Genomic DNA, 12,910 nt, shown 5'->3' on the forward strand with positions numbered 1-12,910 from the left:
CATCACGCCCAGGGGCATGTCCAGCGAGACGATCTTCCAGAGCGCGCGCGAGGCCTTGAGCCCACGCAGCAGCCAGTCCACCTGGGCGTTGCCGAAATACGCCGTGTCCGTACTTTCGCGGGCCTGCAGGTTGCTGCTGTTGCCACCCCGGTAGCTGCGCATGTCGGTCACGAACACGTCGAGCAGGGGCCCATAGGGGATACGCCGGTAGATGCGCTCGGCCTCGTCCTGCGCATGCCAGCGCATGGGCGCGTACTCCAGGAAGGCCCGGGTACCGCAGGCCTGCAGGATGCCCACCTGCTTTTCGGTGTAGTCGCTCCACGGGCCCAGGTCCTTGGTGGGGGACCAGTTGTTGGTCACCTCGTGGTCGCTCCAGTTCCAGACCTGGGCGACCTCGGCGTTGAATCGGCGCAGGGGTTCGTCCAGCAGGTTGTAGCTGTAGCAGCCGCGGAATTCTTCCAGGGTCTGCGCCGGTCGGGTGCGTGCTGGCGCCAGCGTATTGCGCCACACCTGGCCGCCCTCGACGGTCTTTTCGGCCTGCAGTGGCGTGGTGGCGTAGATCGTGTCGCCCGCGTGGATGAACAGGTCGGGCTCCGCCTGGCGCATGGGTGTCGTACATGCGCATGCCGCCCATGTCGGGGTTGATGCCGAAGCCCTGGCCGCCCGTGTCGGCCGACCAGATGACGCGCACCTGGCGGCGTGCGGCAGGGGCGCTCTGAAAGCGTCCCTGGGTCCAGCCACTCGATACCCGGGGGCGCGCGGCGTCCTGGAACTGCACGCGGTAGAAGATGGTCTGGTCAGGTGGCAGCCCCGTGAGGTCCACGCGCGCGGTGTAGTCCGTCACGTCGAGCGCCATGGGGCCTGCAACGCAGCGGGGGTTGGCAAAACGGGGCGTCGTGTCCCATTGCACGTGCATGCGCGATGGCCGGTCGGTGGCGCTCCAGACCATGGCGCGGTCACGTGCCACGTCGCCGCTCATGGTGCCCTTGGCCAGGGCAGGGCGGTGCGCTTCGGCAATGACCTGTGCCGGGCTTGCCTGTGCCCAGGCGTTTGCCGCCAGCCATGGCGATGCCAGGATGCCGCTGGCGCCTGCGACCGAGCGCAGGACGGCCCTTCGTCTCAGCGGCGACCCTTCCAGTATTGTCATTGCCGGTTTTCTCGCGGTGTCCACAGGGCCGCGGGCGCGAGATGTCACGGCGCAGGGCATACCTGGAACCGCCAGCTTAGGATACGAATATGGCGAATTGATGACAGACAGGCGTGCCGCCAGGCGCCATCCTGGGGAGCCGGGGTGTGTGCAGTTGCCATCGCACAGGCCCGTTCCGCAGGACAATACGCCATGGAAGTCGAATTCAAGTTCAGTATCCCGCCCAAGCGCCTGGCGGCCGTGAAGGCCGCCGCCCGGCGCGGTGCCTCCACCGCCATCCGGATGGAGGCGCGCTACTTCGATACCGCCGACAAGGCGCTGTCCTCGCGCGGCATCGCCCTGCGCCTGCGCAACGAGGGCGGGCACTGGGTGCAGACCGTCAAGGCCATGGGCGATGGCCCGCTGGACCGCGAGGAACACAACGTCGGCCTCGACACCCCGCCAGCGCTGGCACGCCCGGCCCTGCATGCGGGCACCAAGGCCGGCGAGCGTCTGCGCGAGGCGCTGGACAGCGCGCAGGGCCCGCTGCTGGAGACCTACCGCACCGAGATCGACCGCACCCTGCGCAACCTGGCCTTTCGCGGCGGTGTCGTCGAACTCGCGTTCGACTTCGGCCGTATCGTGGCCCATGGCGGCACGCCGCAGGAAAAGCAGGCACCGGTGTGCGAGCTGGAGCTGGAACTCAAGGAGGGGCCGGTGGCCGGGCTCGTCGAAGTCGCCACCCAATGGGCGTCGCAGCATGACCTGGTGCTGAACACGGTCTCCAAGGCCGAGCGTGGCGAGCGGCTGCTGGCGGCCCAATGGGCCCGGCCGCCATCCAAGGCGCGGCCCATGGTGGCCGGCGGCAGGCGCCGGCAATTTCTCAAGGGGCAAGTGCTGCAGCGCGCGGTGCTCGCCAATTGCCTGGCGCAGATCCTGGCCAATGCCAGCGAGATCGTGGAGGGCTCGGCCGGCCAGGAGCATGTGCACCAGCTGCGCATCGGCATCCGCCGGCTGCGCACGGCGCTGCGTGAACTGGATGCGTTGGCGCCGGGCCGCTTCGACCCCGCCTGGGAGCTGCCGCTGGTGGAGGTGTTCCGGCGCCTGGGCCAGCTGCGCGACCGGGAACAGGCCCTGGACACCATCGGTGCCGAACTGCGCGAGGCCGGAGCCCCACCATCCGGCAAGCACGCCGCCACGGCCACGGCATCACTGCTGGACATCGTCGGCACGGCGGAATTCCAGGCGGTGCTGATCAGCCTCATGGGGTTCACGGCCCAGAACCACGGGACGGCTGCGCAGGAAGACGGGGCCCTTGGCGCCGGCAAGGCGCGCCGCTACCTGCACCAGCGCCTGCAGGCCCTGTGCGCCAAGGCGCACAAGGATGCGCGCCGCTTCGGGTCGCTGTCGTTCGACGAGCAGCACCGCGTGCGCAAGCGTTTGAAGCGCCTGCGCTTCCTGGCCGAATTCGTGGCGCCCGCCATGGAAGGCGATGGCGGTGATTTTCTCGCCAGCCTGCAACCGGCCTTGTCGGCGCTGGGCCGGCTCAATGACGAGCAGGTGGCCAGCGCGCTGTACCGCAGTCTGGCAGACCAGGATCCAAAGGCCTGGTTCGGCGTGGGCTGGCTTGCAGCGCGGCGCCCGTCTTCGGTCAAGGCCACGAAGAAAGCCCTCTCCAGGGTGGGAGAGGTTCCGCGCTTTCGCAAGCGGTAGAGCCGCCCGTCAGGGCGTGAGCAGCGCGTTGATGGCCTGCACGTCTTCGATGGTGAGCGTGCCGGCGGCCTGGCGCAGCTTGAGCGTGCCCAGCAGCACGTTGTAGCGGGCCTGGGCCAGGTCGCGCTTGGTCTGGAACAGCTGGCTCTGGGCGTTGAGCACGTCGATGTTGATGCGCACGCCCACCTGGTAGCCGAGCTTGTTGGCATCGAGCGCGCTCTGGCTCGAGGCCTCGGCGGCCTGCAGCGCCTGCACCTGGCCCTGGCCCGACTGCACGCCGAAGAAGGCGGCACGCGTGGCCTGGGCGACATTGCGGCGCGTGGTCTCCAGGTCGGCGCTGGCCTTCTCCTCGAGGGCCAGGGTTTCCTTGACGCGGTTCTGCACTGAGAAGCCGGCGAACAGCGGCAGGTTCAGGGCCAGGCCCACGCTGGCGTTGTTGGTGCGGCTGTTGATGCCCGGGGTGGTGATGGTGCCCGTGGGGTTGCGCTGGATGTTGTAGCCGGCCTGCAGGTCCACCGTGGGCAGGTGGCCGGTCTCGGCCTTCTTCGTTTCCAGGCGCGCGATGTCCAGCGCGATGGCCGCCTGGCGCACGCCGGGCTGCAGTTCGCGGGCCGTGTCCACCCAGGTGATGACGTTGTCGGGCTGCACGGGCGGCAGCTGCAGCGGCAGTGCCAGGGGCTTGGGCTGGGTGCCCGTGATGCCCACCAGCTGGTCGAGTGCCAGCTTCTTCACGCGCAGGTCGTTCTCGGCGGCGATCTCCTGGGCAATGACCAGGTCGTAGCGGGCCTGGGCTTCGCGCGAATCGGTCACCGTGGAGGTGCCGACCTCGAAATTGCGCTTGGCCGAAGCCAGTTGTTCGGACACGGCGGCCTTCTGCGCCTGCACGAAGGTCAGGGTGTCCTGCGCGGCCAGCACGTCGAAATAGGCCTGGCTCACGCGCACCAGCAGGTCCTGGCTGGCCGCGTCGAGCTGGGCCTGGGCCACGTCCACGCCGCGCTGGGCCTGTTCCAGGTTGATGCGGTTGGCCGGGCGGTACAGGGGCTGCGAGGCATTCACGCCCAGGGTCTGGGTGGTGGCGGTGCGCTCGATGGGCGGGCGGCTCACATCGGTGTTGGCGCGCGAGACACCGGCCGACAGGCCGGCGCTGGGCAGCAGGCCGGCACGGGCCTGGTCGGCCCTGCGGGCCGAAGCGTCCAGCTGCAGCCGGGCCGACTGCCAGGCCGTGTCATAGGTGCGCGCAGACTCCAACAGCTCCGTCAGGCTCTGGGCCTGTGCGGGTACACACAGGGCAGCGCCCAGCGCCAGTGACAGGGGGAGTAGCCGGAACGAAGTCATGGATGCCTTTCAGGAATATCTGCATGTCGGGTGGGACGAAGGAGACGGGGGCTTCAATAGCGGGGAACGGCCGGGTCGTTCTCATGCGACCAGGCGTCGATGCCACCGCTGATGTTGGCCAGCCGCTCGAAACCCTGCTGCTCCAGGAACGCCGCTACGCGCAGGCTGCGGGCGCCGTGGTGGCACAGGCAGGCAATCGGCGTGCCCGCGTCGCGGGCGGCATCGAGTTCGGCCAGGCGGCCCGTGAGCTGCCCCATGGGGATGGCCACCAGCTCGAAACCGTCAGCGCGCACGCTGGCCGTCTGCAGTTCCCAGGGCTCGCGCACATCCAGCACCACGGGCCGGCTGCCATCGGGGGCGGTGGCGAACCAGGCGGCGAGTTGGGCGGGGCGGATGTGCTCGATCATGCAAAAAACTCCAGAAAAGGCGGATCAGAAAGTGAAGCCGGAGGGCTCGGGGAAGTTCACCAGGCGCGGCGCGATGGTGTCCCAGGGCGAAGTGGTGTCGAAGCGGTCGCCGGTGCGGCGGGTCAGGGTGAAACGCATCACGGGCTCGCTGCCCACGATGGCGCCCAGGCGGCCGCCATCGCGCAGTTGCGAGAGCAGGGCGGCAGGCACTTCGGCCACCGAGCCGCTGAGCACGATCACGTCGAAGGTGCCGTCGCCAGCGCCGTGCGAGCCATCGGCCAGGCGCACTTCTGCGTTCTGCACGCCGGCGCTCAGCAGGTTCTCGCGCGCCATCTCGGCCAGCTCGGGCACGATCTCGAGCGTCACCACCTGCTGCGCGCGGGCGGCCAGCAAGGCGGCCATGTAGCCCGAGCCGGCGCCGATTTCGAGCACGCGGTCGGTCGGCTTGATCGCCAGGTCCTGCAGGATGCGCGCTTCCACGCGCGGCTGCAGCATGCTGTGGCCGGCGCGCACGGCGTCTTCGGCATCGCTGCCCTGCAGGGGCACCTCGATGTCCATGAAGGCCATGCTGCGGTAGGCCGGGGGCACGAATTCCTCGCGGCGGGCCACGGCCAGCAGGTCCAGCACGTCGGCGTCGAGCACGTTCCAGGGGCGGATCTGCTGCTCGATCATGTTGTAGCGGGCCTGGGCGACGGGGTCGCTGGTGTTGGCAGACGTGTTCAATGGCATGTTCATGGGGTTCTCCGTGGGGCGGGTGTCAGGACAAACCCTCGATTTTACGGGCCTCTGGGGTTGCCCGGCCGCGACTCATGCGCGCCAGGGCCCAGCGCGCCAGATCGTCCATGTAGCAATACACCACCGGTACCACCACCAGGGTGAGCAGCGAGGAGGTGATGACCCCCCCGATCACGGCCTGGCCCATGGGGGCGCGCTGCTCGGAACCCTCGGACAGCGCGAAGGCCAGCGGCACCATGCCGAAGATCATGGCCAGCGTGGTCATGAGGATGGGGCGCAGCCGTACGCGGGCGGCCAGCAGCAGCGCGTCGGCACGGGGCAGGCCGGGCACGGTGGCGCCGGTATCGTCGGTGTGCTCCTCACGGGCGCGGATGGCAAAGTCGACCAGCAGGATGGCGTTCTTGGTCACCAGGCCCATGAGCATCACCACGCCGATGATGGAGAACATCGACAGGGTGGAGCGGAACATCATCAGCGCCAGTACCACGCCGATCAGCGTGAGCGGCAGCGAGGTCATGAGTGCCAGCGGCTGCAGAAAACTGCGGAACTGGCTGGCCAGGATCATGTAGATGAAGACGATGGCCAGCACCAGGGCCGAGATGGCGTAGCCGAAGGATTCGGCCATGTTCTTGGTGGAGCCGCCGAACTGGTAGCGGTAGCCGGGCGGGAAGTTGACTTCTTCCAGCGCCTTCTTGATGTCGGCCGACACCTCACCGGCCGAACGCTGCGACACGTTGGCGTTGATGGCCACCTCGCGCGTCAGGTCGCGGCGGTTGATCTGGTTGGCGCCGGTCGATTCGGTCACGCTGGCCACCTGGTTCAGGCGCACGATGCGGGTGGTGCCATCGGCGCTGCTCATGGCAAAGGGCAGACGCTCCAGGTCCTGCGGGGCGGTGCGGGCTTCGGGCGCCAGGCGCACGTTCACGTCGTAGGTCTGGTCGTCGGGCGCGCGCCAGTTGCCCACCGTGGTGCCGGCCACCAGGGTGCGCAGCGATGCCGCCATCTGCGCCACCGACAGGCCCAGGTCAGACGCCGCATCGCGCTTGATATCGAGGGCGATCACCGGCTTGTTGGGCTTGGCACTGGTGTCGAGATCCACCAGGCCCGGGATGCCGCGGATCTTCCCGGTCACGGTGGCCGTCAGGCGTTCGAGCTCCTGCAGGTCCGGGCCCTGCAGCGAGAACTCCACCTGCTTCTGGCCGCCCACGGCGTCGAGCAGGCCTACGTGGGTGACGGTGATGCCGGGCACGGTCTTCAGGCGCTCGCGCAGCACGTCGGACATGGCGTCCACGCTGCGGCTGCGGTCCTTGCGGTCCACCAGGCGCACGTAGATGTTGGCGTAGATCTTGCCCTGGGCGTTGCCGGTGTTGATGGTGGACAGCGTGTAGCGCACCTCGGGCATCTCGTGCAGGATGGCCTCCACCTGGGCGGCCTTGGCCTCAGTGGCCTCGAGCGAGGAGCCCACGGGCGTGTAGAAATTGATCGAGGTCTCGGAGAAGTCCGCCTTGGGCACGAACTCGGTGCCCAGCAGCGGCACCATGAAGATGCTCAGCACGAAGATGGCCAGCGCAATCGCCATGGTGGTCAGCTTGTGCACCAGCGACCAGCGCAGGATGTGCTGGTAGCCCTCGGCCAGAGCGTCGGTGGCGCGGTCGAACCAGCCCGTGACCCGTCCGATGGTCTTGTCGTAGAAGGTGACGGGCTCCGTCTTCTGGCCATGGCTGTGGATGCTCGGGTCGTGCCAGATGCTCGACAGCATCGGATCGAGCGTGAAGCTCACGAACATCGAGATCATCACCGCCGCGACGATGGTGATGCCGAACTCGTGGAAGAACTTGCCGATGATGCCGCCCATGAAGCCGATGGGCATGAACACCGCCACGATGGAGAGGGTGGTGGCCAGCACGGCCAGGCCGATCTCCTGCGTGCCGTCCATGGCCGCGTTGTAGGCGGACTTGCCCATCTGCACGTGGCGCACGATGTTCTCGCGCACCACGATGGCATCGTCGATCAAGAGACCCACGCACAGGCTCAGCGCCATCAGCGTGATCATGTTGATGGTGAAGCCGAACATGTTCATGAACAGGAAGGTGCCGATCAGCGCGATCGGCAGGGTCAGCCCCGTGATCACCGTGGAGCGCCAGGAGTTCAGGAACAAAAAGACGATCAGCACCGTGAGGATGGCGCCCTCGACCAGCGTCTGCCGCACATTGTTCACCGCCACGCGGATCGGGCGGGCGCTGTCGCCAATGGTTTCCAGGCGCACCCCGGGCGGCAGCTGGTTGCGCAGTTCGACGACGGCAGCATTCAGGCCGTCCACCACCTCGATGGTGTTCTCGCCCTGCGACTTCTGCACCGACAGCAGCAGCGTGCGCTGGCCGTTGTACAAGGCCAGGCTTTCCACTTCCTGGGCGCCGTCGTTGACGCGCGCCACCTGGTCCAGGCGCACGGGGGCACCGTTCTTGCGCGCCACGATGATGCGGCCGAAGTCCTCGGGGCGCTCCATGCGGGCGTCGATCTGCACCACGCGCTCCTGCGCCAGCGAGCGGATGGCGCCCACGGGCAGGTCCTGGTTCTCGTTGCGCACGGCATTCGCCACCTGGTCGGGCGTGACGCCGAAGGCCTCCAGTGCCTGCGGGTTCAGGTAGATGTTGATCTCGCGCTTGGTGGCGCCCACCAGGTTCACGGCGCCCACGCCGCGCACGTTCTCCAGGCGCTTCTTGAGGATCTGCTCGGCCCAGGTGGTCAGCTCCACCGCGCTGCGCGTGGCGGCGCCGTCCTTGGCGGCCTTGTCGTCAGGCAGCACGGCCAGCGACCACACGGCACGGCTGGCAGGGTCGAAGCGCAGCACGCGTGGCTCCTTGACCTCGGTGCGCAGCAGGGGGCGCACGGTGGCCACCTTCTCGCGCACGTCCTCGGCGGCCTTGCGGCCATCGATGTGCAGCTGGAACTCGATGATGACGACGGTCATGCCCTCGTAGCTGCGCGAGGTCAGGGCGTTGATGCCGGCAATCGAGTTGACGCCTTCCTCGATCTTCTTGGTGACCTCGCTCTCGACGATCTCGGGCGATGCGCCGGGGTAGTCCACCGTGACCACCACCACCGGAAAGTCGATGTTGGGAAACTGGTCGACCTTCAGGCGCTGGTACGAAAACAGGCCGAGCACCACGATGGCGAGCATCACCATGGTGGCGAACACCGGGTTCTTGAGACTGACCTTGGTGAACCACATGGCGGGTCAGGGCGCGGGGCGCGTTGCAGGGGCGGAGGCCGCAGCCACGGGAGCGGAAGGCGTTGCCGCCGTGGTGACGGCAGTGCCTTCGCGCAGCTGGCCCATGCGGCCGGAGACCACCACCGTGCCTTCGGGTGCGCCTTCGACGGCAACCAGGGTCTGGCCATCGACCACGGCGCGCGCGCCCGTCTTGACCGGCAGGTAGGCCACCTTGCCATCGCGCACCGCCTGGATGTAGGGCGCGGGCTTGTCGGTGCGCACCGCATCGAGCGGCACGGTCAGCACGTCGGCACGGCCGGTGTCCAGCAGGCCCTGCACGAACAGGCCCTGGCGCAGCGCGGGCGCACCGCGGTTCTGCGCGATGGCCAGGTACACAGGTACCGTGCGGCTACCGGCCTGGGCGCTGGGGTTGATGCGCGCCACCGTGGCCACCACGGGCTCGGCGCTGCCTTCGATCTGCAGCTGCGCCCTCTGGCCCACGCGCACGGCCAGCGAGTCGGCCGGGCTCAGTAGGGCTTCGAGCTCCAGGCGCGAGAGGTCAACGACTTCCAGCACGCGGCCATCGATGGGCATGCGCTCGCCGGGCTGGGCCAGGCGCTGCGATACCTGCCCCGTGATGGGGCTGCGCAGCACGGTGTCTTCCAGCGACTTTTTGGCCACGTCGGCGGCGGCCAGCGCAGCGCGGTAGGTCGACTGGGCCGATTCCAGGCTGGCCTGCGAGGTGACGAGCGCCGTGGCCGAGATGAAGCCCTGGTTCACCAGCGCCTGGTTGTTGGTGACCGTGCGCTGGTTGATGTCCACCTGCGCCCGGGCGGCGTCGGCCTGCTGCTGCGCCTGGCGCAGGCGGGCCTGGGATTCGGTGGCGTCGATGCGGGCCAGCACCTGGCCGGCGCGCACGCTGTCGCCTTCACGCACCGTGAGGCCCTGCAGTTCGCCCGCCACCCGCGCCTTGACCATGGCCGATTCGGTGGCGCGCAGCGAGCCGGACACGGGCACGCCCAGCACCAGGCTCCTGCGCACCACGCCCACCAGTTCGCTGGCGGCCAGCTGCATGGGCGCCTCGGCGCGCTGGCTGGCGGCCTGTGCCAGGGCTTTTTGCTGCTGCTGGCGTGCGGCCATGGCGCGCCATGCACCACCGCCCACCAGCACGACGACGGCGGCCGCAGCCAGCCAGGGAATCCAGCGTTTCATGGGTCAGACCGCAGAAGAAGAGGGAGGAGGGGAGGAGAGGGCGGGGGCGAAAGGCCCCGTTTCCGGGCGGGCGCACAGGCCGTACAGCACGTTGTCCACCTGGGCGTCGATGAACTTCTCGGGGCCAAGCTCCAGCGCATCGGGCATGCAGGCGCCCATGGAGTGCTTCCACAGCATCAGGAAGATCATCGGGGCCATCACCACATGCACGGCGTAGTCGAGGTTCACGGCACGGAATTCGCCGCGGTCCATGCCACGGCGCAGGATGCGGCGCACCAGGTCCTGCCCGGGCCGGATCACCTCCTGCTGGTAGAAGACGGTGATCTCGGGGAAATTCTGGGATTCGCTGAACATCAGCTTGGTGATGCCCGAAGCCTTGGTGGCGCCGATGCGCTCCCACCAGACCTGGTAGCAGTGGCGCAGCAGTTCGCCGGTCGTGCCCTCGAAGGTTTCGAGCTCATGGCTCCACTCCTCGAAGCGGCCCGCGATGTTCTGGCGCACCACGGCCTTGAACAGCTCTTCCTTGCTCGGGAAGTAGAGGAACAGCGTGCCCTTCGATACGCCCGCGCGCGCCGCCACATCGTCCACCCGGGTCGCGGCAAAGCCTTTTTCGACGAACAGGTCGAGCGCGGCCTCCAGCAATTCGCCGGGACGCGCTTCCTTGCGGCGCTCGCGTTTGGTGCCGGCAGAAGGGGTGGTGGGGACAGTGCTCAAGGGGCTTTCTAGTTAATGACTGACTGGTTAGTAATATAACAAGTGCACCTCCCCCAGTCAATTGATCGATGGCTGGGCGAGACAAAAGACCGGGGGGTTGTTGCCCCCTTCGGGTAAACCCTTGGAGCAGGGCGCGTGCTCCCTGAAATCCCGTTGGCGGGCTCGCGGTGGGTGCTCCACGGCGGTGCGCCGTGTCCGTCCAGGCCCCGAACCAGTGCGCGATCGTGCTCCAAAAAAGGGAGCGCCTTGCAGCCAGGCGCTCTCGGGTACAAATGTCCCTAAAACAGGACCAAATGCCCTTAAATGTCTCATTGACAGGACATTAGGGATGTTTGACGATGGCCCCATGTCACCGAAGCTGCCGCTGCCCAAGTACCACCAGATCTACCTGGTGCTGCGCGAGCAGTTGCAGGAAGGCTGCTTTGCCGCAGGCCTGCCGGGCGAGCTGGCGCTGATGCAGCAGTTCTCCGTGGCCCGCGTGACGGTGCGACGCGCCCTGGAGCTGTTGCAGGGCGAAGGCCTGATCTCCCGCCAGCCGGGCAGGGGCACCCGGCCCGTGCCCCAGCCCGACGCGGGGCAGGGTGGCCAGGAGGGCCACCCGCACAGCAACCGCGCCCAGCTCACCGGCCTGCTCGAAAACCTGGTCAGCATGGGTCTGCGCACCTCGGTCAAGGTGCTCGACGTGGAGACCGTCACGGCCTCGCGCGCCGTGGCGGGCGCCCTGCAGATCGCCGTGGGCGACGCCGTGCAGAAGGCAGTGCGGGTGCGCAGCACGCGCGAAGGCCCGCTCTCGCACATCACCACCTATGTGCCGGCCGACATCGGCCGCCAGTTCGGCCGCCGCGAGCTGGCACGCAAGCCCATCCTGGTGCTGCTGGAGGAGTCGGGCGTGAAGGTCGGCCGTGCCCACCAGACCATTTCCGCCCGGCTGGCCGACGCCGTGGTGGCGCGCCACCTCGACGTGGCCGTGGGCTCGGCCCTGCTGGCCGTGCGGCGCCTGATCTACGACGACCAGGAGCGGCCCGTGCAGTGGCTGCATGGCCTGTACCGGCCCGATCGCTACGAATACGAGATGCAGCTGTCCCGCGTGGGCAGTATCGATGCCAAGGTCTGGGTCAGCAAAGAGCTGTCGGCCCAGTTCCATTGACGATTACAACGACGACGACCCCCGACCCCACCCCAAGGAGCACGCCCATGAGCAACCGCCGCCATTTCCTATCCCAGTCGGCCGCCGCCGCATCGGCCCTGGCCTTCCCCCTAGTGGGCGGCGCGCAGGCCAAGGCGGTCAAGGTGGGGGTGCTGCACCCGGTGACGGGGGCGCTGGCCTACTCGGGCCAGCAGTGCCGTGAGGGCGCGCTCATGGCCATCGAGGACATCAACAAGGCCGGTGGCATCAAGTCCCTGGGCGGTGCGAAGCTCGAGGCCCTGCTGGGCGATGCGCAGTCGCAGCCCCAGGCCGGCGCGGCCGAGATCGAGAAGATGAACGAGGCCGGCGTATCCGCCGTGGTGGGGGCGTTTGCCTCGGCCATCTGCCTGGCCACCACGCAGGCGGCCGCCAAGTACAACCTGCCGCACATCGTGGATGTGGGCGTGGCCGACCAGATCGTGGAGCGCGGCCTGAAGAACACCTTCCGCTTCGGCCCTGGCTACAAGAAATGCGCCGAAACCGCCGTGGCCAACCTGCACGTGCTCAACACGGCGGCCGGCAAGCCTGCCAAGACGGTGATGATCATCCACGAGGAGTCGCTGTTCGGTTCGGGCACGGCCCAGCTGCTGGCGCGCGAGCTGCCCGGGTACGGCTACGAGGTCAAGGAGGTCGTCAAGCACGCCAACCCCACGCGCGACTTCAACAACATCGTGCTGCGCATGAAGGCGATCAACCCCGACATCGTGATCCCCGCCAACTACTACAACGAGTACGCGCTGCTGGTGCGCACCATGCAGCAGCAGAAGGTCACGCCCAAGGCCATCTACTCGGTGCTGGGCGGTGCGGCGTCGAGCTACAAGTTCGTCAAGGAGTTTCCGGACGCGGCCAACGGCATCATCGACTGCAACCACTGGTTCAACCCCAAGGACAAGCGCGCGCAGGACCTCAAGAAGCGTGTGGAAGCCAAGGGCCTGTTCTTCAGCTACGAACTGTTCATGACCTACACCAGCATGTGGCTGCTGGCCGATGCGCTGGAGCGTGCCAAGTCCACGGACCGCGCCGCCATCATCGACGCGCTGGAGAAGAGCACGTTCGCCGACCACATCATGCCGTACGGCCCCACGAAGTTCGTGGCCGGACAGAACCAGGGTGCCCAGCCGCTCATGACCCAGGTGCTCAAGAACGACATCAAGGTCATCATCCCGCGCGACTACCGCGAAGCGGACCCGCTCTTCCCCTTGAAGGCCTGAGGGCCCAAAGACCATGCCTTCATCCGTTGTTCCGGCGCCAGAAGACCTGGCGCCAGGCTA

10 protein-coding genes and 1 pseudogene are annotated in these 12,910 nt (G+C 67.9%); 3 read left to right on the top strand and 8 right to left on the bottom strand.

The window, feature by feature from the left end; translation table 11 throughout:
• Positions 1–606, bottom strand: a 606-nt coding sequence (locus PMI14_RS33335) for an alkaline phosphatase D family protein (RefSeq protein ID WP_007850138.1), incomplete at its 3' end; no start/stop codon positions are given.
• A 160-nt stretch (positions 607–766) separates the two neighbouring features.
• Positions 767–1,207, bottom strand: a pseudogene (locus PMI14_RS35890) (PhoD-like phosphatase N-terminal domain-containing protein); the annotation flags it as partial.
• A 132-nt stretch (positions 1,208–1,339) separates the two neighbouring features.
• On the opposite strand from PMI14_RS35890, the gene PMI14_RS04280 reads away from it, so the two are divergent.
• Positions 1,340–2,839 carry a CYTH and CHAD domain-containing protein gene (locus PMI14_RS04280; RefSeq protein WP_007850142.1) on the top strand — a complete coding sequence of 500 codons (1,500 nt, stop codon included), beginning with the start codon at positions 1,340–1,342 and terminating at the stop codon, positions 2,837–2,839.
• Positions 2,840–2,848: 9 nt separating this feature from the next.
• Here the strand turns inward: PMI14_RS04280 and PMI14_RS04285 are convergent, their stop codons facing one another.
• The 6 genes from PMI14_RS04285 to PMI14_RS04310 are packed head-to-tail and all read right to left on the bottom strand — an operon-like array spanning position 2,849 to position 10,453.
• Positions 2,849–4,174, bottom strand: a complete 1,326-nt coding sequence (locus PMI14_RS04285) for a TolC family outer membrane protein (protein WP_007850146.1) — start codon at positions 4,172–4,174, stop codon at positions 2,849–2,851.
• A gap of 53 nt (positions 4,175–4,227) precedes the next feature.
• Positions 4,228–4,581: a rhodanese-like domain-containing protein gene (locus tag PMI14_RS04290; protein WP_007850151.1), complete on the bottom strand. Its 354-nt coding sequence runs from the start codon at positions 4,579–4,581 to the stop codon at positions 4,228–4,230.
• A 24-nt stretch (positions 4,582–4,605) separates the two neighbouring features.
• The gene (locus tag PMI14_RS04295) at positions 4,606–5,316 is read right to left on the bottom strand and encodes a protein-L-isoaspartate O-methyltransferase (protein ID WP_007850154.1); all 711 of its coding nucleotides are present in this window, start codon (positions 5,314–5,316) and stop codon (positions 4,606–4,608) included.
• 22 nt (positions 5,317–5,338) lie between these two features.
• Positions 5,339–8,548, bottom strand: a complete 3,210-nt coding sequence (locus PMI14_RS04300; RefSeq protein WP_007850157.1) for an efflux RND transporter permease subunit — start codon at positions 8,546–8,548, stop codon at positions 5,339–5,341.
• A gap of 6 nt (positions 8,549–8,554) precedes the next feature.
• Positions 8,555–9,739, bottom strand: a complete 1,185-nt coding sequence (locus PMI14_RS04305) for an efflux RND transporter periplasmic adaptor subunit (protein ID WP_007850161.1) — start codon at positions 9,737–9,739, stop codon at positions 8,555–8,557.
• Between the two features lie 3 nt (positions 9,740–9,742).
• Positions 9,743–10,453 (bottom strand): TetR/AcrR family transcriptional regulator, encoded by a 711-nt coding sequence (locus tag PMI14_RS04310; RefSeq protein ID WP_007850163.1) that lies wholly within the window; start codon positions 10,451–10,453, stop codon positions 9,743–9,745.
• 346 nt (positions 10,454–10,799) lie between these two features.
• Between PMI14_RS04310 and PMI14_RS04315 the strand changes: the two genes are divergently transcribed.
• Positions 10,800–11,600 (top strand): GntR family transcriptional regulator, encoded by an 801-nt coding sequence (locus PMI14_RS04315; protein WP_035202305.1) that lies wholly within the window; start codon positions 10,800–10,802, stop codon positions 11,598–11,600.
• Positions 11,601–11,647: 47 nt separating this feature from the next.
• On the top strand, positions 11,648–12,850 hold the full coding sequence (locus PMI14_RS04320) for an ABC transporter substrate-binding protein (protein WP_007850168.1): 1,203 nt from the start codon (positions 11,648–11,650) through the stop codon (positions 12,848–12,850).
• The last annotated feature ends 60 nt before the right edge of the window (positions 12,851–12,910 follow it).

This window comes from Acidovorax sp. CF316 (genome assembly GCF_000276605.1).
GTDB lineage: Bacteria > Pseudomonadota > Gammaproteobacteria > Burkholderiales > Burkholderiaceae_C > Acidovorax.

Coding starts and splice junctions, on each gene's coding strand:
- PMI14_RS04280 (WP_007850142.1), top strand. CDS start 1,340: ATGGAAGTCGAATTCAAGTTCAGTATCCCGCCCAAGCGCCTGGCGGCC.
- PMI14_RS04285 (WP_007850146.1), bottom strand. CDS start 4,174: ATGACTTCGTTCCGGCTACTCCCCCTGTCACTGGCGCTGGGCGCTGCC.
- PMI14_RS04290 (WP_007850151.1), bottom strand. CDS start 4,581: ATGATCGAGCACATCCGCCCCGCCCAACTCGCCGCCTGGTTCGCCACC.
- PMI14_RS04295 (WP_007850154.1), bottom strand. CDS start 5,316: ATGAACATGCCATTGAACACGTCTGCCAACACCAGCGACCCCGTCGCC.
- PMI14_RS04300 (WP_007850157.1), bottom strand. CDS start 8,548: ATGTGGTTCACCAAGGTCAGTCTCAAGAACCCGGTGTTCGCCACCATG.
- PMI14_RS04305 (WP_007850161.1), bottom strand. CDS start 9,739: ATGAAACGCTGGATTCCCTGGCTGGCTGCGGCCGCCGTCGTCGTGCTG.
- PMI14_RS04315 (WP_035202305.1), top strand. CDS start 10,800: ATGTCACCGAAGCTGCCGCTGCCCAAGTACCACCAGATCTACCTGGTG.
- PMI14_RS04320 (WP_007850168.1), top strand. CDS start 11,648: ATGAGCAACCGCCGCCATTTCCTATCCCAGTCGGCCGCCGCCGCATCG.